A 23606-nucleotide genomic window follows, 5' to 3' on the forward strand; every position below is an offset into this window, starting at 1 on the left:
AATCCGCTCGCGTCCCCCGCGAGGGGGATGACGTGCGCAGCGAGGGGGTCAGGCCGCGGCGATCTTCGCCAGCGACTTGCGGATCGACGCCGCGTCGCGCAGGCGCTGCGCGGAGCCGTCGGCGTCGAGCAGGATGACCGTGATGGTCTGGCCGCCGCTCTTCATCCGCATGGCCAGGCAACGCCCGGCTTCTTCGGTGTAGCCGGTCTTGGACAGGCGGATGTCCCAGCCCTTGGCGCCGACCAGGTGGTTGGTGTTGCGCAGCTCGCGCGGCCGGCCGTTGACCTCGACCTCGCTGGACTTGTCGCTGCTGATGCGCGCGATCACCGGGTACTTCGAGGCAGCGGCGGCGATGCGCGCGACCTCGGCGGCCGTCGAGGTGTTGTTGGGCGACAGGCCCGTCGGGTCGGCCAGTGCCGTGTGCGACAGGCCCAGCGCGCGGATCTTGGCGACCACCGCCGCCTCGTAGGCCGGTAGGCCGCCGGGGAAGTGGCGCGCCAGCGCCGACGCGGCGCGGTTCTCGGACGAGATCAGCGCCAGTTCCAGCGCTGCCTCCCGGCTCATCGTGGCGCCGACGCGCACGCGCGACTTGCTGTGCTTGAGGCGGTCGACGTCCGCGTCGTCGATCTTGATTTCCTCGTTCATGTCCTGCTTCGCGTCCAGCACCACCATCGCGGTCATCAGCTTGGTCAGCGAGGCGATCGGCACGACGGTGTCCGGCTCCTTGGACATCAGCACGCGCCCGGTGTCGTCGATGACCAGCATGTGGCGGGCATTGACCGGCAGCTTCATCAGCGGCTCGTCGGACGGCGTGGGAGCGACGACGGTGTCGGGCGACCGGGCGATCAGCGGCGAGGAGGCCGTCGGCGCGGGCGCGGAGGCGCCGGCTGGTGCGGGCGTCAGCACGCCGTTCGGGCTGATGGCCGCGGTGGTGGGGGCGGCCGTGGCGACGACGACCTCGGGATCGTCGCTGGCGGCCTGCACGATCAGGCAACCGCAGGTGAGGATCAGCGCCGGCAGCGCGAGCTTCCAGTTGGTGTGGGCAAGGGTGCGGAGAACGGTGTCGCGGATCGTCACGGCGGTCGGGCTGGGCTGGCGGGCTGGGTCCGGGAGGTGGTCCGGGGACTTGTCCGGAGATCTTCCGGAAAGCGCGGGGTCAGGGTTTGACCGTCGCGAAGTTTAAGTTCTTCGCGGCGGACCGCCATCCGGGCTTGCCGTGACGTGCGTTACGCGCGCGCTGAAGACACCGACATGAAGCGCGCGACGAACGTCCGCTTGAATCGGCGGAGACTGGCTCGCCAGCCGGAATTCTCTCGCCGGTACTCCGCCGCTTCACGGTCGAGCTGTTCGTAGACGGGATCGACGATGGCGGCGTAGATCTGGTCGATGGGCGTCGCACGGCGTTGGACCAGGCGGTACAGGCGACTGACGCTGCCGTTCGAATCCACCTCGCGCCAGAACTCCGAATCCTGTTCGTCGAGGATGGCCAGCACGAACCACATCGAAGAACCGTCCATTCCCGTCGACGGGTTCCGTTGGAGACCATCCTGCTGATAGAGAGCGAAGCGCGCCTGGCGATACGTCGCCTCGTATCGGAGTGCGCTTCGATCCTCTCCCTTTCCAGCGGGCGCGTCGGCCGGTTTCTGCCATTGGACCTTGCGGGCAAGTGTCTGCCCGTGCAGTACAGAGATGAGCGATTGGCATTTGATGTCGAAGTGCATGGTTAGTCCCACAGAAGGTTTTCAGATGCATGGTGAAGTTGAGTCGATGCCCGTCCAATGGCATCTCGCGCCTTGACCTCGACGCCTTCGTCGATGGCGGCGTCGGTTTCCAAGGCGTCCATCGCCTTCGCGACGACGTCGATGGCTTGCTCGACGGCCTGGCGTGCAGGCGACGGCGCGATGGGAAGCACGGCTTCCAGGTGCGCAAAGGAAGACGAGAAGGTCGAACGCAGACGCCGTCGATTCCGATCCTGCAGATCGAGTTCCTTGTCGAGGAGGGCCAGGGTCTCATCCAGACTTTTTGTGATGGCGGGAATGCGAACTCGCAATCGGAACGACAGCCTGACGTTTTTTACCTGCCACCACACCACGATCGTGATCGCGAAGCTGATCAGACCGGCGACCGTGTTGACGTCCTGGACCCACTGCGGGATCAGGCTGGGCGGACACGCCGCAAGGAGTGAGACGGCTGCTTTGGCGACGGCGGGAGACGGCATGCCTTCATGCTATGAGCGCCCCGGCAGGTCGCCGCGCACCCAGTTGCAGCTCCGCGACGATGGCGAAGAGTGCGCACCAATGAGGGATTGATCCGATGGCGACGGGGGATGCGCTCCGCCCGATGGGGGAATCAGTCCCAGGCCTTGCGCAGCTTCGCCGCGACGTCCATCGCCGGCTTCACGAGCTCCGGCAGCGGCGCCTGCGCCTGGTTGGCGGGCCCCACCTTCTCGAAGTGGCGCACGACCTTGCCGGGCAGGAAACGTGACACGCTCGCGTAGAGATGCCGGTCGCCGTGCCGCGTCTGCTGCGTCACGTAGAAGCGCTGCGGCACCATCACCGCCAGGTGGTCCTTCGCCCGCGTCATCGCGACGTAGAGCAGCCGCCGCTCCTCCTCGATCTGCGCCTGCGCGCCGGTGCTCAGGTCCGACGGCATGCAGCCGTCCACGCAGTTCAGCAGGTACACCGCGTTCCACTCCTGGCCCTTGGCGGAATGGATCGTCGACAGGATCAGGTAGTCCTCGTCCTTCGACGGCACCCCCGATTCGTCGCTGCTCGCGTCGGGCGGGTCCAGCGTCAGCTCGGTCAGGAAACGCTCCCGCGACCCGTAGCCTTGGGCGATGCGCGTGATCTGCTCGAGGTCCGCCAGCCGCGCTGGCGCGTCGTCGTGCAGCCGCTCCAGATGCGGCGCGTACCACTGCACGGCTTCTTCCAGGTCCAGCGGCCAGCTGGCGCCCGAGATCAGTTGCAGCATGAGGTCGCGCAATGCCGTCCACGACGCCGCCGCGGCGCGCGGCGGCTCGAAGTCGCGCAGCGCCTGCGCCGGATCGGCCGCGGGTGCCATCGCATCGAGCAGGCGTCTCGCGCTCGCCGGGCCGAAGCCCGGCAGCAGCTGCGCGACGCGGAAACCCGCCAACCGGCCGCGGGGGTTTTCCGCCCATCGCAGCACGCTCAGCACGTCCTTCACGTGGGTGGTCTCGAGGAACTTCAGGCCGCCGAACTTGACGAACGGGATGTTGCGACGCGTCAGCTCCAGCTCCAGCGGCGCCGCGTGGCTCGAGGTCCGGAACAGCACCGCCTGGCGCGTCAGCTTCAAGCCCTGTTCGCGGCGCTCCAGCACCTTGTCGGCGACCCACTGCGCCTGCCGCGCCTCGTCGTCGACGGTGACCAGGTGCGGCAGCTCGCTCGACGTCTTGTCGGTCCACAGGCGCTTCTCGTGGCGCTCTCGCGCCATCGCGATCACCGCGTTCGACGCATCCAGGATCGTCTGCGTGGAGCGGTAGTTGCGCTCCAGCGCGACCACGCGCGCGGGCGGATCGAATTGCGCGGGGAACTCGAGGATGTTGCGCACCTCGGCCGCGCGGAACGAGTAGATCGCCTGCGCGTCGTCCCCCACCACCGTCAGCCGGTCGCCGCGCGGCTTGAGCCGCTTCAGGATCGTCGCCTGCAGCCGGTTGGTGTCCTGGTACTCGTCGACCAGCACGTGCTGGAAGCGTTCGCCGAGCTCGGCGGCCAGGCTGTCGTCGCTCATCAGCTCCGACCAGTAGAGCAGCAGGTCGTCGTAGTCGAGCAGCTGCTGGTGCTGCTTCTCCTCGACATAGGCCTTGAACAGGCGCTTGAGCTCGTCATGGACCGCGAAGCACCAAGGGAAGTGCTCCTGCAGCACCTGGTCCAGCCGCGCTTCGCTGTTGACGACGCGCGAGTAGATGTTGAGGCAGGTCCCCTTCAGCGGAAAGCGCTCGGCCGTCTCGGCCAGCCCGAGCGCCTGACGCTGCAGGCCCATCAGGTCCTCGGCGTCGGCGCGGTCGAGGATGGTGAAGTTGGGGGCGAGGCCGATGCGATGGGCGTACTCGCGCAGCAGCCGCGCGCCGACGCTGTGGAAGGTGCCGGCCCACGGGAAACGCGGCGGCGCCTGCGTCGAGGCCAGGCCCAACGCGCGATGCAGCACGCGACCGGCGCGGCGTTCCATCTCTCCGGCCGCGCGGCGGGAGAAGGTGAGCAGCAGCAGCCGTTGAGGATCCGCGCCGGACTGGATCAGACGCGCCACGCGCGACGCCAGGGTCTTGGTCTTGCCGGAGCCCGCGCCCGCGATCACCAGCAGCGGCCCGTGTCCGTCCTGAGCGGGACCGCCGAGGCCATGCTCCACCGCCGAGCGCTGCTCGGGGTTGAGGTCGGCGAAGACGTCGTTCGGCGCGTCGGCGAGGGCATCGGGGCACATGGCCGCGATCATAGCTGTATGTATCAACAGTGATCCGGCGTCTGTCTCGGCTTCAGTATGCCACCGCCGCTGGCCCTCACCCCCACACTCTCCCGCAAGCGGGAGAGGGAGTAAGAAGGGCGCCGATCGGGCTCCTCTCCCGCACCGCGGGAGAGGGCGGGGGTGAGGGCCGCGGTCTTCGCAGGAGGGCCTTTGGCCAGGGGGCATGTGGCTTGCCGGAATCGGCGCAGACTGGCTCCGTACTCATCGATCCCATGCTCCAGATCCTCGTCATCCTCAGCGCGCTGGCCATGCCCCTGGTGGCCTGGGCCTCCCAGCGCGGCGTCTTCGGCCCCGACAACGGCGCCATCTCCGACCGTTTCCCGACGCTGCTCGTCGCCGACGGCTACGCCTTCTCGATCTGGGGGGTGATCTTCCTGCTCGACCTGGTCTTCGCCGTGTGGCTGCTGCGCGGCCAGCCGGTGCCGGACAGGGAAGGGCACCGCGATTCCCATCGCTGCCACTGGCTGGTCGTCGTCGGCTTCACGCTGACGGCGAGCTGGATGATCGTGTTCTCGCAGCAATGGTTCGGCCTAGCGCTGGCCGTCATCTGGGCCGCGCTGGCGAGCCTGCTGTGGGCGCTGATGCTGGTGGCGCGCGCCATGCCGCGCGGCGCGCAGTCGTGGCTGGCCGTGTTCCCGCTGGCGTTGCATGCAGGCTGGCTGTCGCTGGCGGCGTTCCTGGACACCGCGCAGACTGTCGTCGCGGCGCAGATGCTGCCGACGCAGGACCAGTTGCCCTGGACCCTCGTCCTGTGGGCGCTGGCCGCCTTGCTGCTGCTGGTCGCCAATGCGCGCCTGCACGCGCCGGGCACCGGCCCCGCCGCGCTCGGCTATGCCGGCGCCGCGGTGTGGGGCCTCGTCGGCGTGTACGTGAAGCAGACCGCCTCGCCGATGACCGGCTCCGACGGCTCCGCCTGGATCGCGCTGGCGCTCGCCGTGGTGCTCGCGGCGCAGACGATCTGGCTGCGGGCGAGGCCGCTAGTCCCCACCGGCGGGATCACGCCAGGCGGCGCTGGTCCTTCGCGTCGAACAGGTGGGCCGATTCCGCCTCCCATTGCAGGCGAACCGCGTCACCGACATTGAGGTGCGGATTGCCCGCCACGCGGGCCGTCATCGGACCGCTCGGCGTGTCCACCAGCAGGTAGGTCTCGGGACCGGTCGGCTCGCGCATCTTCAGGACGCCGGGCATGCCGCCCGCACTGGTGCCCGTCGTGTCGGCCAGCCGGATGTGTTCCGGACGCACGCCGTAGAGCACGCCGCCCGCCGCGTCGATCGACGCCTGCTGCGCCGCGTTCACCGGCAGCGTCACGCCCTGCGCGGCGAGCGCGCCGCCGCCGTTGCGCTCGGCCGTGACGAAGTTCATCGTCGGCGAGCCGATGAACTCGGCCACGAAGCGGTTGGCCGGCCGCGTGTAGATCTCTTCCGGCGTGCCGAACTGCTGCACCAGGCCGTCGCGCATCACCGCGATGCGGTCGCCCAGCGTCATCGCCTCGACCTGGTCGTGGGTGACGTAGACCGTCGTGGTCTTGGTGCGCTGATGCAGCAGCTTGATCTCGGCGCGCATCTCGATGCGCAGCTTGGCGTCCAGGTTGGACAGCGGCTCGTCGAACAGGAACAGCTTCGGGTCACGCGCCAGCGCGCGTCCCATCGCCACGCGCTGCCGCTGGCCGCCGGACAGCTGGCCCGGCTTGCGGTCGAGCAGGTGGTCGATCTGCAGCATCTTGGCCACGCGCTGCACCGTGGTCTCGCGCTGCGCCTTCGGCACCTTGCGCATCTCCAGCCCGAAGGCGATGTTCTGCGCGACGTTCATGTTCGGATAGAGCGCGTAGCTCTGGAACACCATCGCGATGTCGCGGTCCTTGCTCGGCAGGTAGGTGACGTCCCGGTCGCCGATGTGGATCGCGCCCGAGGTCGGGTGCTCCAGGCCGGCGATCATCGCCAGCAGCGTCGACTTGCCGCAGCCCGACGGGCCGACCAGGATCAGGAATTCGCCGGCCTCGATCGACAGGTCGATGCCCTTGAGGATGTCGGCCGATCCGTAGCTCTTGCGGACTTGAGAAATGGCGAGCGCGCCCATGCTTGACTCCTTAACCCTTGACGGCGCCGGCGGTGAGCCCACGCACGAAATACTTGCCCGCGACCACGTAGACCACGAGCGTCGGCAGTGCGGCGATCAGCGCCGCGGCCATGTCCACGTTGTATTCCTTGACGGAGCTGGACGTGTTGGCCAGGTTGTTCAGCCCGACCGTGATCGGCTTGCTGTCGGCCCCGGAGAACACCACCCCGTACAGGAAGTCGTTCCAGATCGAGGTGAACTGCCAGATCAGCGTCACGACCAGGATGGGCGTGGACAGCGGCACCACGATGCGCCAGAAGATCTGGAAGAAGGAGGCGCCGTCCAGCGTCGCCGCCTTGATCAGCTCGTCGGGCAGGCCGGCGTAGTAGTTGCGGAAGAACAGCGTCGTGGACGGCATGCCGGCCAGGATGTGGACCAGGATCAGGCCCCACACCGAGCTGGCGATGCCCAGCGTGCCCAGCACCTGGCTCATCGGCAGCAGCACGACCTGCATCGGCATGAACACGCCGAACAGCAGCAGCCCGAACAGCAGCTCGCTGCCGCGGAAGCGCCACTTGGTCAGCACGTAGCCGTTGATCGCGCCCAGCGCGGTGGAGATCAGCACCGCCGGCACGACCATCAGCACCGAGTTCATGAAGAAGGGCTTCAGGCCGCCGCAGTCGGTGCCGGTGCAGGCGCTGGTCCAGGCCTTGGACCAGGCGTCCAGCGACGGCGCCATCGGCACCGACAGCAGCGTGCCGTTGCGCACCTCGTCCATGCCCTTGAGCGAGGTGCTGACCATCACGTACAGCGGCAGCAGGAAGAAGAAGGCGAACACCAGCAGCACGGCCCACAGCAGCAGGCGCTGCACGGTCAGGCTGCGGGCCCGCGAGGGGGACGGGGGGAGGTGAGGGTACTCATGACGCGGCGCTCGCTTACTGCTTCGAGCGGAGCTCGGAATAGAGGTAGGGCACGACGATGGCCGCGATCGTGGCCAGCATCACCGTGGCGCTGGCCGCGCCCAGGCCGATCTGGCCGCGCGAGAACGCCATCGTGTACATGAAGGTCGCCGGCAGGTCGGTGGCGTAGCCGGGGCCGCCCGCGGTCAGCGCCATCACCAGGTCGAAGCTCTTGATGGCGATGTGCGCCACGACCATCAGGGTCGAGAAGAACACCGGCCGCAGCGTCGGGATGATGATGCGCCAGTAGATGCGCGGCAGCGAGGCGCCGTCGACCTGCGCGGCCTTGATGATCGAGTCGTCGATGCCGCGCAGTCCCGCCAGGAACAGCGCCATCACGAAGCCCGCCGACTGCCACACGCCGGCGATGACGACGCAGTAGATGGCCATGTCGGGGTCGACCAGCCAGCCGAAGCTGAAGTTCTCGAAGCCCCACTGCTGCATCAGGTGCTCGATGCCGAGGCCGGGGTTGAGGATCCACTTCCACGCGGTGCCGGTCACGATGAAGGACAGCGCCATCGGGTACAGGTACACCGTGCGCAGCACGCCTTCGCCGCGGATCTTCTGGTCCAGCAGGATGGCCAGCAGCAGGCCCACGGCCATCGCGCCGCCGATGAACAGCCCGCCGAAGATGCCGAGGTTGGTCAGCGCCAGCCACCAGCGCTCGTTGTCGAACAGCGCGCGGTACTGGTCCAGGCCGACGAACTCGTAGTTCGGCAGCAGCCGCGACGCGGACAGCGACAGGTAGCCGTTCCACGCCATCAGGCCGTAGATGAAGAGGAAGGAGACGAGGAAGGTCGGCGCGACCACCAGCTTGGGAAGCCAGGGACTGCGGGGGGCTCGGGAAGCGGACATGCGTGGGAGCGGACCTGAGGACGCGCCGCGGGGGCGCGTCGGGGGAAACGGAGCGGGGGCGGTCCGGTCGGTCCGCCCCCTCGGGGCCGACGTCGCCGGCATCGTTGACGACGCCGGCGACGGTCGCTGCGCTTACTTCGTCTTGGCGGCGGCCGCCAGTTTCGCCTGCGCGTCCTTGGCCGTCATCTTGTCGCTGTTCCAGAACTGGCTCACGACGTCCTTCATCGCGCCTTCGGCGGCGGACGGCACGGCCATGCCGTGGGCGATCGAGGGCACCAGCGTGCCGGCCTTGGCGTCGGCGGCGAAGTCCTTCGCGGACAGCTTGGCGCAGTCGTCGAAGTTGTCCATCTTGACGTCGGTGCGCACCGGGATCGAGCCCTTGTTCAGGCTGAACAGCTCCTGGAAGCTGGGCGACATCAGCGTCGAGGCCAGGTCCTGCTGGGCCTTCTCGTTGGCGGCGTTCTTCAGCTTGAACAGCGCGAAGGAGTCGATGTTGAAGGTGAAGGCCTTCTGCGTGCCCGGCGCGGCGACGCACAGCACGTCCTTGCCCGGCGTCTTGCCCGCGGCGACCCACTCGCCCTTGGCCCAGTCGCCCATCAGCTGCATGCCGGCCTCGCCCTTGATCACCATCGCGGTGGCCAGGTTCCAGTCGCGGCCCGACGCGTTCTTGTCGGTGTAGTCCTTGATGCGCTTGAAGGTGGCCAGCACCTTCTCCATCTGCGGACCGGTCAGCGTGGCCGGGTCGAGCTGCACCAGCGCCTTCTTGTAGAAGTCCGCGCCGCCGACGCCCAGCGCCACCGATTCGAAGGTGGTGAAGTCCTGCCAGTTCTGGCCGCCGTGCGCGACCGGGATGATGCCGGCCTTCTTCAGCGCCTCGGCGGTGACGAAGAACTCGTCCCAGGTCGTGGGCAGCTTGGCGTTGGCCTTCTTCAGCGCCTCGGGGTTGACCCACAGCCAGTTCACGCGGTGCACGTTGACCGGCGCGGCGATGTAGTGGCCCTGGTACTTCATGATGTTGGCGACCACCGGCGGGATCACCTCGTCCCACTTGCCGGCCTTGGCCACGGCGTCGACGTTGGTCAGCACGCCTTCGGCCGCCCATTCCTGCAGCGACGGGCCCTTGATCTGCGCCGCGGCCGGCGCGTTGCCCGACACCACGCGCGACTTCAGCACCGTCATCGCGGAGTCGCCGCCACCGCCGGCGACCGCGAAGTCCTTCCACGTGTGGCCCTGCTTCTGCAGCGTGGCCTTCAGGGCGGTGGCGGCCTTGGCCTCGCCGCCGCTGGTCCACCAGTGCAGGACCTCGACCTCGCCGGCCTGGGCCGCGCCGGCGGCCATCAGCGCGCACAGCGCGGCGGCCTGGGACAGTTGCTTGAGCTTCATCATTCCGTTGTCTCCATCCCGACTCGAAGGGCGTCGGGCAATGCGTGTGATGTTGTCATGGGATGCCGGAGGAGGCGGGGCGCCAGGCGCCCGGGGCCTCGTCCGGCCGGTGACGACGTCAGGTCAGAACCAGACTTCCACCTGGGCGCCGAAGCTGGTGCCCGAGGTTTCGCCGTTGTAGCCTTCCACGCCGGTCACGTTGCCGGCGGCCTTGTTCCACTTGGCGTGGGTGACGTAGAGGCGGAACTCCGGGCGGTCCATCAGCGCCGGGCCGGTGGACAGCGTCGGGGCGAAGGTCACCTTGGTCAGGCGGGCGCGCTGGCCGCCGTCCGGCTTGTACTGCGACACGCCGGCTTCGCCCAGCAGCTTGAAGTTGCGGGTGACGCCGTAGGACAGGCGTCCGCCGACCGAGGTGGACACCGTGGCCTTGCCGGCGTTGTCCTTCTCGTTGGCCCACAGCAGCATGCCCATGCCGCCCCAGGCACCTTCCTGGAAGTTCACCGATTCGACGACGCGGAACTTCTTGGCCGCGGAGGTGTCGGTCTGGTTGCCGAAGTTGGAGTTCAGGCCGGTGGAGCCCTGCGCGTACTGCAGCCACAGCACGTTGTTGAACGACGAGCCGAACAGCTTGGCCTGCACATGCTTGGCGGTCAGGCCCCAGCCGTTGGTGCCGCCGGCGAACTGCGACTTGGTGGCGGTGCCGAAGAAGGCCAGCGTACCGTCGGTATTGGAGTTGATGTCGACGTACTCGACGTTGCCGCGGTGGGCCGGACGCTGGTTGTTGTCCTTGTCGTTGGTGTAGTACGCGACGCCGAGCTTGCCCGGACCGACGTTGAGGCCCTTGAAGCCCGCGCCGATGCCGGCCATCTCGGTGAAGTAGGTGTCGACGATGTGGACGTCGCCGCGGCGGCCGCGTTCCTTGCCGGCCCAGACGGTGGCCTCGGGGGCGAAGTCGAAGCCCTTGGCCTCGGCGTACATCTGCGCCAGGCGCAGGTGCTTGGCGTCGTCCGCGTCCGAATGCGGATTGAAGTAGTCCGTCATCAGCACGACCTTGTAGTCGATGCCGTCCTTCTTGAAGCCCTGGGCGAGCTGGAATTCGCCGTAGATGTCGCACTCGTTGCCGAGGCGGTACTTCATGCCGCTGGTGCCGCCGTTGAGGGCGTAGCAGGCGCGGCTGGCGCCGCCGTCGGTGGTGCCGCCGGGGCCGGCGCGGAAGTAGCCGGTGTAGTCGAGGGCGTGGGCGGATCCGGCGGCCATCAGCAGGCCGGCGGCTGCCGACAGCGTCGACAGCGTGGTGGTGCGCAAGCGCGAGGTGCGGGTCATGGTCAGTCTCCGGTTGTCTCCGCTCAACGGCGCTCCGGGCGTGCCGCCGTTAATCGGACGTTTATCTTTCTTGCATGCGGGCTGAACTTTAATAATTCATTAATGAAACTATATTGGTGCTTACCACTAGCGTTGTGGTGCACGCCACGGACGGTTTTCGGGCGGTCTGTAGCTGTTTCGGGCGACTGATGGTTCATGAGCGCCGTCCTGGTGCAAAACGGTCTGCGGACCACGCGACGGGTCACGGGACGGGCCACGCAGGGGATCCCGCCGCGAAGCGCGCCGCCTTGCGGACTTGGATCGGTGACAGGTCTTGCCGAGGCCGACGGGAGACGACGCGCGGGCGGTGCCGCCGTGTCCCCGTTCAGGTCGCCAGCGGCAGGCTCATCGAGACGCGCAGGCCGCGCGGCCGGGCGGTCGACAGCGCGATGCGGCCGCCGTGGCGCTCGACGATCTCCTTGACGATCGCCAGGCCGAGTCCGCAGCCGTTGCCCTCGTGGGTGGCGCGGAAGAAGCGTTCGAAGACCTGCTCCCGCAGGTCCTCCGGGATGCCGGGGCCGTTGTCGGTGACGACCAGTTCGGCCCGGTCGGCCTCGCCGCGCACCTGCACGGTGACGCGGGCGCCGCGTCCCGCATAGCGCAGCGCGTTGTCGACGAGGTTGACCAACGCCTCGCGCAGCAGCAGCGGGATGCCGGTGACCTCGACGGGGCGGTCCTCCTGCGCCTGGGCCAGGCCGGGCGCGCGGGGCTCGGTGAGGGGCTCGTCGAGTTGCGAGGCGGAGGCGCACTCCGGATCGCAGTCGGGGCCGTCGTAGCCCAGGTCCACGTTCTGCTGGAGCGCGCGCGGCACCAGCTCGGCGGTGACTTCGCGGGCGAGCCGGCCGAGGTCGAAGCGCACCGGCGTCTGCCGCGTCAGGGACTCCGGCTCGGTGCGCGCCAGCGCCAGCAGCTGGTTGACCAGGTGGGCGCTGCGCGTGGCGCTCTCGTGCACGCGGGCCAGCCGCATCGTCAGCGGCCCGGGCGGCGCCTCGGCCAGCGCCAGTTCGCTCTGGCTCTTGAGTCCGGCCAGCGGCGTGCGCAGCTGATGGGCGGCGTCGCTGATGAAGCGGCGCTGGCCCTGGACATTGTGGCGCACGGCCTCGAGCAGGTCGTTGATCGCCTGCGCCAGCGAGCGCAGCTCCTGCGGCGCGGCGTCGAGCTCGATGGGGCGCAGGTCGTTGGGCTTGCGGCCCTCGACCAGCCGGCGCAGCCGCGCGATCGGCGCGAGGCCCGCGCCGACGCCGGCCCACACGACCATGCTCATCAGCACGATCAGGATCGACAGCGGCAGCATCGTGTCGATCAGCAGCCGGCGCGCGAGCAGCTCGCGGTTGGCGCTGGAGCGCGCCACCTGCACCAGCATCGTCTGCTGGGCCCGCGGGTTCTCGCCGAACTGCAGGTACAGCGCGGCGACGCGCACCGGCGAGGCGGTGCGGGCCCCGTCGGCGTCGAGCTCGCCGTCGTAGAACTGCGCCAGGCCCAGCGGCGGCTCCGCCGGCATCGCGGGCGGGCTGGGCAGGTTGCGGTTGCCGAGGATGAACTTGCCCGGCGGGGAGCTGACCGTGTAGAGCAGCTTGTCGCTGGGGTCGGCCTCGAGCACGTCCTGGGCGGCGCGCGGGAAGTCGATCAGCAGCCCGTTGCCCATCGGCTTGACCTGGCGCGCGAGCGAGCGCGTGGCCTGCAGCAGCGTGGCGTCGACGGCCTCGTTGGCATAACGGCCCGCGAGGCGGTAGCTGAAGACCGCGCCCGCCAGCCACAGCACGAGCTGCGGCAGGAGCAGCCACAGCAGCAGCTGGCGCTTGAGCGAGAAGCGGGAGGGGGCCATCGGGAGGGTGCCGGGGCAGGGGGCGCCTCAGGCGCGTTCCAGCTCCAGCAGGTAGCCCAGGCCGCGCACGGTGCGGATGGCGACCTGCGAGCCTTCGAGCTTGCGGCGCAGGCGGTGGATGTAGACCTCCACCGCGTTGGTCGCCGCGCCGCTGTCCGCGCTGCCCGCCCCGTTGGCGGCGCCGGCGCCGGCCCCGTTGCGGTCGCCCGCCCAGGCCTGGTTGATCTGCTCCTTCGTGATCACCCGGCCCTGGTGGGTGAGCAGCAGGTCGAGCAGGTCGAACTCGCGCGGGCTGAGTTCCAGCATCTCGCCGCGCACCTGCGCGCTGCGGGTCTCGCGCTGCATGCTGAGCTGACCCAGTTCGGTGCTGGCCTTCAGCGCGCGGCTGCGGCGCAGCAGCGCGCGCAGCCGGGCCTCCAGCTCGGGGAAGTCGAAGGGCTTGGTCAGGTAGTCGTCGGCCCCGGCGTTCAGGCCGGCGACGCGGTCCTCCAGACTGTCCAGCGCCGTCAGGATCAGCACCGGCAGCGAGGCATCGGTCTGGCGCAGCTGGCGCAGCACCTCGATGCCGCCCACCATCGGCAGGCCGAGGTCCAGCACCACCACGTCGAATTGCTGTTTGGCGAGCAGGTACTGCGCCACCGCGCCGTTGGGCGCATGCTCCACGGAGAAGCCGCTGGCCCGCATCTGTTCGCACAGGGCGTCGGCCAGGATCGCGTCGTCTTCGGCGAGCAGCAGGTTCATGAATGGAAGATTAACAGCCCGGCCGTGCGCACTGGCTTGGGGCAAGCCCGGGGCGCCACTCTGGCACGGAAGGCCCCGATGTAGGGCAACGCCTGACACGCGGTGAGGACGATGCCCTCTCGCGCGACGCGCGGGCGTTTCGAATACTCCCGCCATGCAAGCCAGTGACCTCAAGCAGACGCTCTGGCGCGTCGTCTACACCAAGAACGCGAACCTGCAGAGCAGCGGGGACGCGGCGGGGCCGTGGCATCCCGACAAGCGTCACATCGAGCAATGCGCGCAGCGGATGCGCCTGCTGATGTCGCAGGAAGTCGGCATCCAGAGCAACGCGCAGGCGGCCAAGACGGATTGCAACTGGCCCGTCGGCGGCTGAACCGGCGCCGCGCGGTGCCGGGCACCGCATAAGCACAGACGAATTTCTCGCTTCGGTCCGCGCGGTCGGACAGGAACACTCGGCGCCATCGCGGTTTGCCGCCCCCGAGTTCCCCCGCCGATGACCGCTCCCGTGCTGCGGCGTCTTGACGACGCCTCCCCGACCTCTTCCGATCCCCGCGCCGCCGACGCCGACGCCCACGCCTCATCCGCGCTGACCCAGCTCCTGGGGCCGGGTCTTGACCGCGTCGTCGAGCAGCTGGCCGCCACCGCCGTGCAACGCGACCGCGAGGGCGGTCACGCCGCCGAGCAGCGCGAGCTGATCCGCGCCAGCGGCCTGCTCGCGTTGACGATTCCCGAGGCGCACGGCGGTCTGGGCGGCGGCATCCCCGAATTCTTCGAGGCCGTGCGCCGGATCGCCCGCGTCGATAGCGCGCTGGCGCATGTGCTGGCCTTCCACCACCTGCAGCTCTACGGCGTGTCGCTGTACGGCGGCCCGGCGGCGACGGCGCACGGCGCGCGTCACCTGCGCGAGACCGCCGAGCAGCGCCTGTTCTGGGGCAATGCGCTGAATCCCGCCGACACGCGGCTGACCGCGACGCGTGACGGCGCCGGCTGGCGCCTCGATGGCGTGAAGAGCTTCTGCTCGGGCGCGCTGGGCTCCGACCGGCTCACGGTGTCCGCGACGACCGGCGAGGGCGCCTTCCTGATCGGCATCGTGCCGACGCGGCGCGAGGGCGTCCGCGTCGAGCAGGACTGGGATGCCTTCGGCCAGCGCCAGACGGACAGCGGCACGGTGCGCTTCGACGCGGTGCGGCTGGACGACGACGAACTGCTGCAGGTGCCGGGCCAGAGTCCGACGCCGCGCGCGACGCTGCGCTCGCAGATCGCTCAACTGGTCATGACCCACCTCTACCTGGGCCTCGGCGAGGGCGCCTTCGACGAGGCGCGCCGTTACACCGCGACGCGCGGCCGGGCCTGGCCGGCGTCGGGCGTGTCCCGCGCGGTCGACGACCCGCTGGTGCAGCACCGCTATGGCGACCTGTGGCTGAAGGTGAGGGCGGCGCAGGCCGTGTCCGCGGACGCCGTCGACCTGCTGCGGCGCGCGCTGGAGCGCGGCGACGCGCTGACCGCGCAGGAGCGCGGCGAGGTCGCGCTGGCGGGCGCCGAGGCCAAGGTGCTCGCGCACCGCGCCGGCGTGGAGGTCGGCAGCCAGCTGTTCGAGCTGACCGGCGCGCGCAGCACGTCCGCCGAGTTCGGGCTCGACCGCTTCTGGCGCAATGCGCGCGTGCACACCTTGCACGACCCGGTCGACTACAAGCTGCGCGACCTGGGCCGCTTCTTCCTCGATGGCCGGATCCCCGATCCGACCGCTTACTCCTGATCGGGGAGCGGCCCATGAGCGACCCGACCGACGATCCGAACATCGACCCGAAGACTGACCTGAAGGCCGATCCGAAGGCCGATCCGTTGATCCGCCTCGACGGCGTGTCGAAATCCTTCGCGCTGCCCGACGGGCGGCGCTTCGAGGCCGTGCGCGACGTGAGCCTGTCGGTGCGCTCCGGCGAGATCCTCGGCCTGATCGGCAAGAGCGGCGCGGGAAAGTCCACGCTGCTGCGGCTGATCAACCTGCTCGAGCGTCCTGAAGCGGGCCGGGTGCATGTCGCCGGTCGCGAGCTGACCGCGCTGAAGTCAGCGGCGCTCCGCCGCGAGCGGCAACGGCTCGGGATGATCTTCCAGCAGTTCAACCTGCTGCAGAACGCGACCGCGGCGGAGAACGTCGCCTTCCCGCTGCAACTGCATGCCGGCCGCTCCCGCCGCGAGATCGCCGACCGCGTCGCCGAATGCCTGGCGCTGGTCGGCCTGACCGACAAGGCCGACCAGTACCCGGCGCAACTCAGCGGCGGGCAGAAGCAGCGCGTCGCGATCGCGCGGGCGCTGGCGCCGCAGCCCGACGTGCTGCTGTGCGACGAACCCACCTCGGCGCTCGACGCCGAGACCACGCGCGAGCTGCTCGCCACGCTGGCCGACATCAACGCGCGCCTGGGCGTCACGATCGTGATCGTCACGCATGAACTCGAGGTCGTGCAGGCGCTGTGCCGGCGCGCGGCAGTCATCGCGGACGGCCGGCTGGTCGAGCAGTTCGACGTCGTCGACGCGGTGCGTGTCGCGAGCTCGCCGCTGGGCCTGGAGCTCGCGCGACTGCAGCGCCAGGCGGCGAACCTCGCCGCGCTGGAGGCCTCGGCGCTGGCCACGTCCGAGGTCATCGCGGCGATCGGACGCCGGGAGGTCCGCCATGTTTGAGAACCTCGTCGGGCTGCTGCCCGAGATCTGGGTCGCACTGGGCCAGACGGGCCTGATGCTCGCCATCGGTCTGGGCGCGGCGGTACTGTTCGGCGGCCCGCTGGGCGTGCTGCTGTTCCTGCTCAGTCCGGGCCAGTCGTTGTCGGGCCATCGCGGCGCGGGCCTGCTGCATCGGCTGATCAACGCGGTGGTGAACACCGTGCGCAGCTTCCCCTTCATCATCCTGCTGGTCGCGCTGGTGCCGATCACGCGCGTGGTCGCGGGGACCTCCATCGGTCCGCTGGCCGCGGCGGTGCCGCTGTCCTTCGCGGCGATCCCGTACTTCGCGCGCCTGGTCGAGCAGTGCCTGCGCGAGGTGCCGCGCGGCGTGATCGAGGCGGCGCACGCGATGGGCGCGTCCGAGACGCAGATCGTGTTGCGCGTGCTGGTGCGCGAGGCGCGTGCCGGCCTGGTGGGCGCGCTGACGGTGCTGGCGATCAGCTTCCTGTCGTACTCGGCGGTGGCCGGCGTGGTCGGCGGCGGCGGCATCGGCGACCTCGCGATCCGCTACGGCTACTACCGCTTCCAGACCGACGTCATGGTGCTGACGGTCGCGATCCTCGTCGTGCTCGTGCAGCTGATCCAGTTCACCGGGCAGCGCGTGGCGCGGCGGCTCGACAAGCGCTGAGCTGCGCCCAAACCGTCCACATCGCCCGCGCCTCCTGGGCTTCCCGCCGTTCCATCCGTTGTATTCCCCTACCTCCCGGACCTCCAAGGACTTCCCGATGACACTCGCCCGCCGCACGCTGCTGGCCCTCGCGCTCACCGCCTCCGCCGCCGCCTTCCTCGCGCCCGTCGTCCACGCGCAGGACAAGAAGGAGATCACCATCGGCGCGACCGCCGGCTCCAACATCGAGGTGCTGCGCCAGGGCATCAAGCCGCTGCTGGAGAAGCGCGGCTACACGGTCAAGCTGGTGGAGTTCAACGACTACGTGCAGCCCAACATCGCGCTGGCGCAGGGCGCTCTCGACGCCAACTTCTTCCAGCACATCACCTACCTCAACCGCTTCCGTGAGGACCGCAAGCTGGACATCGTGGACGTGGTGCAGGGTCCGATGGCGCCGTTCGGGATCTACTCGAAGAAGCGCAAGAGCCTGGCCGACGTGAAGCCGGGCGACCGCATCACGCTGGCCAACGATCCGGCCAACCTGGCGCACGGCCTGGCGCTGCTGGCCGACCAGAAGCTGCTGACGCTCAAGCCCGGCGCCGATCCGATCCGCGTGACGGAGAAGGACATCGCCAGCAACCCGCTCAACCTCAAGCTGCAGCCGATCGAGGCGGCGCAGATCCCGCGCACGCTGGACGACGCGGAGTACGCGATCGTCAACGGCAACTTCGCGATCTCCAGCGGGCTGAAGCTGACCGACGCGCTGCTGCTGGAGAAGACGCCCGACCACTACATGCTGGTGCTGGCGGTCAAGGCCAAGGACAAGCAGGCGCCGTGGACCCTGGCGCTGACGGATGCCTTCCGCGCACCGGAGTTCAAGGCGGTGCTGGTGCAGAAGTTCCCCGGCTACGCGCGGCCGGCGTTCCTGCAATGAGCGCGGGCGACCCGCGATCCGACGCGGCAACTGCGGCGGACGGCTTGAGCGCGGCGAACGGCAACGTGGCGGCGAAGCCCGTGCGCTTCAACGCCTTCGCGATGAACACGGTGGGGCACCAGTCGCCCGGGCTGTGGACGCACCCACGCGACGAGTCACATCGCTACACCGAGCCGGAGTACTGGGTCGAGCTGGCGCGGCTGCTGGAGCGCGGCGGCTTCGACAGCGTGTTCCTGGCCGACGTGCTGGGCGTGTACGACGTGCACGGAGGATCGCCTGACGCGGCCCTGCGTCACGCGGTGCAGGTGCCGCTCAACGACCCGCTGGCGCTGGTGCCGCTGATGGCGTCGGTGACGAAGCACCTCGGCTTCGGCGTCACGGTGGCGCTGACTTACGAGCCGCCGTACAGCTTCGCGCGGCGCATCTCGACGCTCGATCACCTGACGCGCGGCCGCATCGGCTGGAACATCGTCACCGGCTACCTCGACAGCGCGGCGCGCAACCTCGGTCACACGGGGCAGCGCGCGCACGACGAGCGCTACGACCTGGCCGACGAGTACCTCGACGTCGTCTACAAGCTCTGGGAACTCAGCTGGGAGGACGGCGCGGTCAAGCGCGACAAGGCGGGCCGCGTGTTCACGGACCCGGCCAAGGTCCATGCGATCCACCACCGCGGCGAGCATTACCGCGTGCCCGGCGTGCATCTCTGCGAGCCGTCGCCGCAGCGCACGCCGGTGCTGTTCCAGGCCGGCACGTCGAGCCGTGGTCGCGCCTTCGCCGGCCGGCATGCGGAGTGCGTCTTCGTGAGCGGTCCCAGCACGTCCGTCGTGAAGGGCTACGTGAACGGCCTGCGCGACGCGGTCGCCGGGTCGGGCCGCTCGTGCGACGACGTGCTGATCTACGGCCAGGCGCTGATCATCACCGCGCCGACCCGCGCCGAGGCCCATGCGAAGCATGAGGACCTGAAGTCCCACATCGACATCGAGGCCGCGCTGGCCTTGCTCTCGGGCTGGACCGGCGTCGACTTCAGCCGTTATCCGCTGGACGCCACGATCGACTACCTCGACACGCAGGCGGGCCGCACGGCGCTGGCCTCGTTCAGCAGTGCGGATCCGACGCGGCGCTGGACGGTCGGCGAAGCGGCCGCCTTCATCGGCCTGGGCGGGCGAGGGCCTGTCTTCGTCGGCGATCCCTCGGAGATCGCCGATCAACTCATCGCCTGGCAGGACGCCACCGGCCTCGACGGTTTCAACCTGGCCTTCGCGCTGGCGCACGAGACCTTCCGCGATGTCGTCGATCTCGTGGTGCCCGAACTGCGCCGACGGGGCCGCTACCGGCCCGAGGTGGGCGAGGGCGCCGACATCGCCGCCGCGCCGAAGACCTTGCGTGCGCGCCTGTTCGGCGACGGAGATGGCCTCAAGCCCACGCATGCCGGACGGCGCGTCCGCCTCGGCGAGCCGGTTGCCGACGCCGACGACGACGTCCACCCGGCCTCCGCCTCCTCCGCGGCGTCGACGTCCCCCGACGGCCGCGGTCCCACGCTCACCTCCCTGGACATTCCCCTGACGGAGCCCGTCGCATGACCCGCAAGACTGATTCGAAGAACAACCATCCCACGCGGCGCGACGCACTGGTGATCGGCGCCGGCCTCGCGGCCGGACTGGCTGCCGGCCCGCTGCGCGCCCAAGGCGCCGCCGCGCCGAAGGAGCTGAAGCTCGACTACGCCTACTACTCGCCGACCAGCCTGGTGCTGCGCCGCTTCGGCTGGCTGGAGGAAGACCTCGCGAAGGACGGCACGGCGGTCCGCTGGGTGCTGAGCGCCGGCAGCAACCGGGCGCTGGAGTACCTCAACGCCGGCAGCATCGACATCGGCTCCACGGCCGGCCTGGCCGCGCTGCTGGCGCGCGCCAACGGCAATCCGATCCGCGCGCCCTACATCTTCTCGCGCCCCGAATGGACCGCGTTGGTGGTGCGTCCGGACTCGGGCATCCGCTCGCTCGCGGATCTGAAGGGCAGGAAGATCGCGGCGACCAAGGGCACCGATCCCTACCTCTTCCTGCTGCGCGCGCTGCACACGGTCGGGCTGAAGCGCGGCGACATCGAGCATGTCGCGCTCCAGCATGCCGACGGCCGCGCGGCGCTGGAGCAGGGACGCGTCGATGCGTGGGCCGGACTCGACCCACTGATGGCGGCAAGCGAGCTCGATGCCGGATCGAAGCTGCTGTACCGCAACGTCGGCTTCAACACCTACGGTTTCCTGAATGTCCGCGAGGAGTTCCTGAATCGCAGTCCGCAGACGGTGAAGCGCGTGATCGCGGCCTACGAGCGGGCGCGTGCCTGGACGATCGCGAATCCGTCGGATGCCGCCAAGATCCTGTCCGAAGAGGCCAAGGTCAGCCTGCCGGTGGCCCTGCTGCAGGTGAAGCTGCGCAGCGACTTCTCGCACCCGCAGCCGTCGGACGAGCATGTGAAGGCGCTGCAGGCCGCCGCGCCGATCCTGACGGCGGAGCAGCTCGTGAAGCCCGGCGTGGACCTGAACCGCACGATCGCGGAGCTGGTCGACACGCGCTTCGCCAACGGCCTGATCAAGACCTGACCCCGCAGCGACCATGACGGAGACCAGAGCCGTGAGCGCCGATCCCGACCTCATCGCACGCGCCGTCTCGTCGCTCGGTCCGGTTCTGCCGGAACAATCGGCGACGGCGACTCGCAGGCCATCGGCTGGCGGCGGCGTTGACCTGCCGGAGGCGGGTGGCGCGAAGCGATCGGTGCGCCCGCAGACTGCGTGGCAGTGGCCGACGTGGCTACTCGGCGCGTTGCCTCCGGTGGCGGTGCTTGCGTTGGCGGAAGCCGCAGTGCGATTCGGCTGGATCGCGCCCAACCTGCTGCCGGCGCCGAGCGACGTCGCCGCGGCGCTGGCGCAGATGCTGCGCGACGGGCAACTGACGCAACACGTCCTCGCGAGCACCTTGCGCGTGGCGGGCGGCTTCGCGCTGGGCGCGGTGCTGGCGGTGCTGTTCGGCGCGCTGGTCGGCCTGTCGGGCCTGGCCGCGGCGGTGCTGACGCCGAGCTTCCAGGCACTGCGGGCCATTCCCTCGCTTGCGTGGGTCCCGCTGCTGCTGCTCTGGCTCGGCATCGACGAGGCCTCCAAGATCGCGTTGATCGCGATCGGCGCCTTCTTCCCCGTCTACATGGGCGTGTCCTCAGGCTTCCGCGACGTGGACCGCAAGCTGGTGGAGGTCGCGCGCCTGCGCGGACTCGGCCGCGTGGCGCTCGCGCGCCGCGTGCTGCTGCCGGCGGCGCTGCCGGCGTTGCTTACCGGCCTGCGCAACGGGCTCAGCCTTGCGTGGATGTTCATGGTCGCCGCCGAACTGATCGCGGCCAGCCGCGGTCTGGGCTACCTGCTGACCGACGGCCGCGAGACCGGCCGTGCGGACCTGGTGATGGCGGCGATCGTGCTGCTGGCGCTGCTCGGAAAACTGACCGACAGCCTGATGGCCGCGGTGGAACAACGCGCGCTGCACTGGCGCGACAGCTTCGGAGGCCACGCATGAGCCTGTTGACCGTGTCCGTGCGCGCCAAGCGCTTCGCCCGCAACAACGAGGGCGGCGACGGCGGCGGACGGCTGCCTGTCCTGCAGGACGTCCACTTCGACCTCGGCGCGGGTGAGGTGCTCGGCCTCGTCGGTGCGAGCGGTTGCGGCAAGAGCACGCTGCTGCGCATCGCGGCGGGGCTGGATCCGGACTTCGACGGTGAGGTCCGGCTCGACGGTCGCACGCGGCGCGGACCGGACCGCGACATCGGCGTCGTGTTCCAGGAGCCGCGGCTGTTCCCGTGGCTGACGGTGGCGGAGAACGTCGGCTTCGACCTCGGCCAGGGCCACGACGAAGCCTGGGTGGAGACGCTGCTGCGCGAGGTCGGCCTGGGCGAACTCGGCGAGGCGCTGCCGCGCCAGCTCTCCGGCGGCCAGGCGCAGCGCGCGGCGATCGCCCGGGCGCTCTACACGCGTCCGCGCGTGCTGCTGCTCGACGAGCCGTTCTCCGCGCTGGACGCATTCACGCGCATGCGGCTGCAGGACCTCGTGCGCGAGGTCGCGGCAAGACATGGCACCAGCCTGATCCTGGTCACGCACGACGTGGAGGAGGCGGTGCTGCTGGCCGACCGTGTGCTCGTGCTGGGCGCAGCGCCGGGCCGCATCGTGCGGCGCATCGAGGTGCCGCTGGTGCATCCGCGCGGGCGCGGGAGCGCGGCGGTGGCGGACCTGCGCGGCGAGGTGCTGCGGGAACTGGAACGCCTGTCCTGACCTTTGCGCTGATCTCTGCGCTGATCCCGGTCCCGGGTCCTGCTACGGCCGCGCCGCGACCGCCAGCCGCGCGCCGAATCCGATGAGCATGGCGGCGAAGGTCCAGCGCTGCAGCGTCTCCGCGAAGGGCCGTCGCTGCATCCACTGCCGCATGGCGCCGCCCACGAACGCATACAGGATGTCGAACGCCAGGCCGAGTGCCACCAGCACGACGCCCAGCACGAGGAACTGCATGCCCACGGGCCCGACGCCGGCGTCCACGAACTGCGGCAGCAGCACCGAGCAGAACAGCAGGGCCTTGGGATTGGTGATGTTGGTCAGCAGGCCGCGCCACATGGCGGCGCGGTAGGCGCGGGAAGACGACGCGACCGTGTTGTCGTCCATGTCGGCCGTCAGGCTCGAGGCCCGCGCGAGCTTGAGGCCCAGCCACACCAGGTAGACCACGCCGACGATGCGCACGAGTTCGAAGGCCCAGGGCACCGCCTTGAGCAGTGCGGCCAGACCGATGGCGGCCAAGGTGACGTGGGCGGCGCGGGCGGCGCCCAGGCCGATGGCGGTCGCCAGCGCCTGCCGGCGGCCTTGCGTGCTGGCGGTCTGCAGCACCAGGACCATGTCCGGCCCGGGGACCAGATAGACGGCGACCAGCGCGCCGATGAAAACTCCGAGATTCGCCATGACCGTGAGCCGCCGAGCCGTTCGCCGTGAAGTTGAGCAACGCCGGAACTTTATCGAGGCTCGACCACGGATGCATTGCGAAGTGCGTCGTCGATCTCGCTGCTATTGGCATACTCTGCTGGAAATGACTTCGCCGGATTGATTTCGTGCCAATGTTGAAACTCGACAACCTGGATCGACGGATCCTCGCCGCGCTCCAGCGGGACGCCCGCCTGACCAACGTGCAACTGGCGGAGGAGGTCGGCCTGTCGCCGTCGCCCTGCCTGCGCCGCGTGCGCCTGCTCGAGGAGGCCGGCGTCATCCGCGGCTATCACGCCAACCTGGACCGGGCCGGGGTCGGGTTGGGCCTGACGGTGTTCGTCGGCGTGCGGGTGGAGCGCCATCAGGACGTGACCTCGACGGCTTTCCGCGAGGCCGTCGCGCAGTTGCCGGAGGTGGTCTCCTGCCACCTCGTCTCGGGCGAATCGGACTTCCTGCTGCAGGTGGTGGTGACCGACCTGCCGGCTTACGAGCAGTTCCTGCTCGGCGTGCTGCTCAAGCTGCCCGGCGTCAGCGACATCCGCAGCAACTTCGCGATCGCCACGGTCAAGGCGCAGACGGAGATGCCGCTCGGGCATCTGCCGCAGGCAACGCAGTAGCGCGGGCCGCGGTCCCCGAAGTCCCCGAAGTCCCCGAGTCTGCAGGCGATAAAAAACGCCCCGGACGTTGCCGTCCGA

Annotated in this window: 23 protein-coding genes; 11 read left to right on the forward strand and 12 right to left on the reverse strand. The window is 69.7% G+C overall.

Going from position 1 to position 23606, the window contains the following annotated elements:
• Positions 1-48: 48 nt before the first annotated feature.
• The 4 genes from ACQ859_RS13305 to ACQ859_RS13320 all read right to left on the reverse strand — a co-directional run bounded on the left by ACQ859_RS13305 (position 49) and on the right by ACQ859_RS13320 (position 4434).
• Positions 49-1077, reverse strand: a complete 1029-nt coding sequence (locus ACQ859_RS13305; RefSeq protein ID WP_431266173.1) for a serine hydrolase — start codon at positions 1075-1077, stop codon at positions 49-51.
• A 149-nt stretch (positions 1078-1226) separates the two neighbouring features.
• The gene (locus ACQ859_RS13310) at positions 1227-1721 is read right to left on the reverse strand and encodes a hypothetical protein (RefSeq protein WP_431266174.1); all 495 of its coding nucleotides are present in this window, start codon (positions 1719-1721) and stop codon (positions 1227-1229) included.
• A 2-nt stretch (positions 1722-1723) separates the two neighbouring features.
• Positions 1724-2218: a hypothetical protein gene (locus ACQ859_RS13315; RefSeq protein WP_431266175.1), complete on the reverse strand. Its 495-nt coding sequence runs from the start codon at positions 2216-2218 to the stop codon at positions 1724-1726.
• Between the two features lie 131 nt (positions 2219-2349).
• On the reverse strand, positions 2350-4434 hold the full coding sequence (locus tag ACQ859_RS13320) for an ATP-dependent helicase (RefSeq protein ID WP_431266176.1): 2085 nt from the start codon (positions 4432-4434) through the stop codon (positions 2350-2352).
• A 254-nt stretch (positions 4435-4688) separates the two neighbouring features.
• On the opposite strand from ACQ859_RS13320, the gene ACQ859_RS13325 reads away from it, so the two are divergent.
• Entirely contained in the window at positions 4689-5558 is an 870-nt protein-coding gene (locus ACQ859_RS13325; protein WP_431266177.1) for a hypothetical protein, read from the forward strand.
• On the opposite strand, the gene ACQ859_RS13330 is transcribed toward ACQ859_RS13325, so the two are convergent.
• From ACQ859_RS13330 to ACQ859_RS13360, 7 genes are all read right to left on the reverse strand, one after another.
• Positions 5473-6552, reverse strand: coding sequence for an ABC transporter ATP-binding protein (locus tag ACQ859_RS13330; RefSeq protein ID WP_431266178.1), 1080 nt, complete (start codon positions 6550-6552; stop codon positions 5473-5475). The two genes, ACQ859_RS13325 and ACQ859_RS13330, sit on opposite strands and share 86 nt — an antisense overlap.
• 10 nt (positions 6553-6562) lie before the next feature.
• Complete coding sequence (locus tag ACQ859_RS13335) at positions 6563-7408, reverse strand: carbohydrate ABC transporter permease (RefSeq protein WP_431266539.1); 846 nt, start codon at positions 7406-7408, stop codon at positions 6563-6565.
• Between the two features lie 58 nt (positions 7409-7466).
• Complete coding sequence (locus ACQ859_RS13340; RefSeq protein ID WP_431047177.1) at positions 7467-8345, reverse strand: carbohydrate ABC transporter permease; 879 nt, start codon at positions 8343-8345, stop codon at positions 7467-7469.
• 132 nt (positions 8346-8477) lie between these two features.
• Positions 8478-9731: an ABC transporter substrate-binding protein gene (locus tag ACQ859_RS13345; RefSeq protein WP_431266179.1), complete on the reverse strand. Its 1254-nt coding sequence runs from the start codon at positions 9729-9731 to the stop codon at positions 8478-8480.
• Positions 9732-9851: 120 nt separating this feature from the next.
• Positions 9852-11051, reverse strand: coding sequence for a maltoporin (locus ACQ859_RS13350; protein ID WP_431266180.1), 1200 nt, complete (start codon positions 11049-11051; stop codon positions 9852-9854).
• 364 nt (positions 11052-11415) lie between these two features.
• Entirely contained in the window at positions 11416-12915 is a 1500-nt protein-coding gene (locus ACQ859_RS13355) for a sensor histidine kinase (RefSeq protein ID WP_431266181.1), read from the reverse strand.
• 27 nt (positions 12916-12942) lie between these two features.
• On the reverse strand, positions 12943-13656 hold the full coding sequence (locus tag ACQ859_RS13360; RefSeq protein WP_431266182.1) for a response regulator transcription factor: 714 nt from the start codon (positions 13654-13656) through the stop codon (positions 12943-12945).
• 154 nt (positions 13657-13810) lie between these two features.
• Between ACQ859_RS13360 and ACQ859_RS13365 the strand changes: the two genes are divergently transcribed.
• The 9 genes from ACQ859_RS13365 (at position 13811) to ACQ859_RS13405 (ending at position 22215) form a co-directional block, all read left to right on the forward strand.
• The gene (locus ACQ859_RS13365) at positions 13811-14029 is read left to right on the forward strand and encodes a hypothetical protein (RefSeq protein ID WP_431266183.1); all 219 of its coding nucleotides are present in this window, start codon (positions 13811-13813) and stop codon (positions 14027-14029) included.
• 120 nt (positions 14030-14149) lie between these two features.
• A complete protein-coding gene (locus ACQ859_RS13370) occupies positions 14150-15412 on the forward strand; it encodes an acyl-CoA dehydrogenase family protein (protein WP_431266184.1) in 1263 nt (420 codons plus the stop codon).
• Between the two features lie 14 nt (positions 15413-15426).
• Complete coding sequence (locus tag ACQ859_RS13375) at positions 15427-16332, forward strand: methionine ABC transporter ATP-binding protein (RefSeq protein WP_431266185.1); 906 nt, start codon at positions 15427-15429, stop codon at positions 16330-16332.
• The gene (locus ACQ859_RS13380) at positions 16325-16999 is read left to right on the forward strand and encodes a methionine ABC transporter permease (protein ID WP_431266186.1); all 675 of its coding nucleotides are present in this window, start codon (positions 16325-16327) and stop codon (positions 16997-16999) included. The genes ACQ859_RS13375 and ACQ859_RS13380 overlap by 8 nt, the downstream gene beginning before the upstream one ends.
• A 97-nt stretch (positions 17000-17096) precedes the next feature.
• Positions 17097-17912 (forward strand): MetQ/NlpA family ABC transporter substrate-binding protein, encoded by an 816-nt coding sequence (locus ACQ859_RS13385; protein WP_431266187.1) that lies wholly within the window; start codon positions 17097-17099, stop codon positions 17910-17912.
• Positions 17909-19495: an LLM class flavin-dependent oxidoreductase gene (locus tag ACQ859_RS13390; protein WP_431266188.1), complete on the forward strand. Its 1587-nt coding sequence runs from the start codon at positions 17909-17911 to the stop codon at positions 19493-19495. The genes ACQ859_RS13385 and ACQ859_RS13390 overlap by 4 nt, the downstream gene beginning before the upstream one ends.
• Positions 19492-20508 carry an aliphatic sulfonate ABC transporter substrate-binding protein gene (locus ACQ859_RS13395; protein ID WP_431266189.1) on the forward strand — a complete coding sequence of 339 codons (1017 nt, stop codon included), beginning with the start codon at positions 19492-19494 and terminating at the stop codon, positions 20506-20508. The genes ACQ859_RS13390 and ACQ859_RS13395 overlap by 4 nt, the downstream gene beginning before the upstream one ends.
• Before the next feature lie 13 nt (positions 20509-20521).
• Entirely contained in the window at positions 20522-21466 is a 945-nt protein-coding gene (locus ACQ859_RS13400; protein WP_431266190.1) for an ABC transporter permease, read from the forward strand.
• On the forward strand, positions 21463-22215 hold the full coding sequence (locus ACQ859_RS13405; RefSeq protein WP_431266191.1) for an ABC transporter ATP-binding protein: 753 nt from the start codon (positions 21463-21465) through the stop codon (positions 22213-22215). The genes ACQ859_RS13400 and ACQ859_RS13405 overlap by 4 nt, the downstream gene beginning before the upstream one ends.
• 42 nt (positions 22216-22257) lie before the next feature.
• On the opposite strand, the gene ACQ859_RS13410 is transcribed toward ACQ859_RS13405, so the two are convergent.
• Positions 22258-22890, reverse strand: coding sequence for a LysE family translocator (locus ACQ859_RS13410; RefSeq protein ID WP_431266192.1), 633 nt, complete (start codon positions 22888-22890; stop codon positions 22258-22260).
• A 146-nt stretch (positions 22891-23036) separates the two neighbouring features.
• On the opposite strand from ACQ859_RS13410, the gene ACQ859_RS13415 reads away from it, so the two are divergent.
• Positions 23037-23528 carry an Lrp/AsnC family transcriptional regulator gene (locus ACQ859_RS13415; RefSeq protein WP_331613542.1) on the forward strand — a complete coding sequence of 164 codons (492 nt, stop codon included), beginning with the start codon at positions 23037-23039 and terminating at the stop codon, positions 23526-23528.
• Positions 23529-23606: the final 78 nt, after the last annotated feature.

Source organism: Roseateles chitinivorans (assembly GCF_050632235.1).
Lineage (GTDB): Bacteria > Pseudomonadota > Gammaproteobacteria > Burkholderiales > Burkholderiaceae_C > Roseateles > Roseateles chitinivorans_A.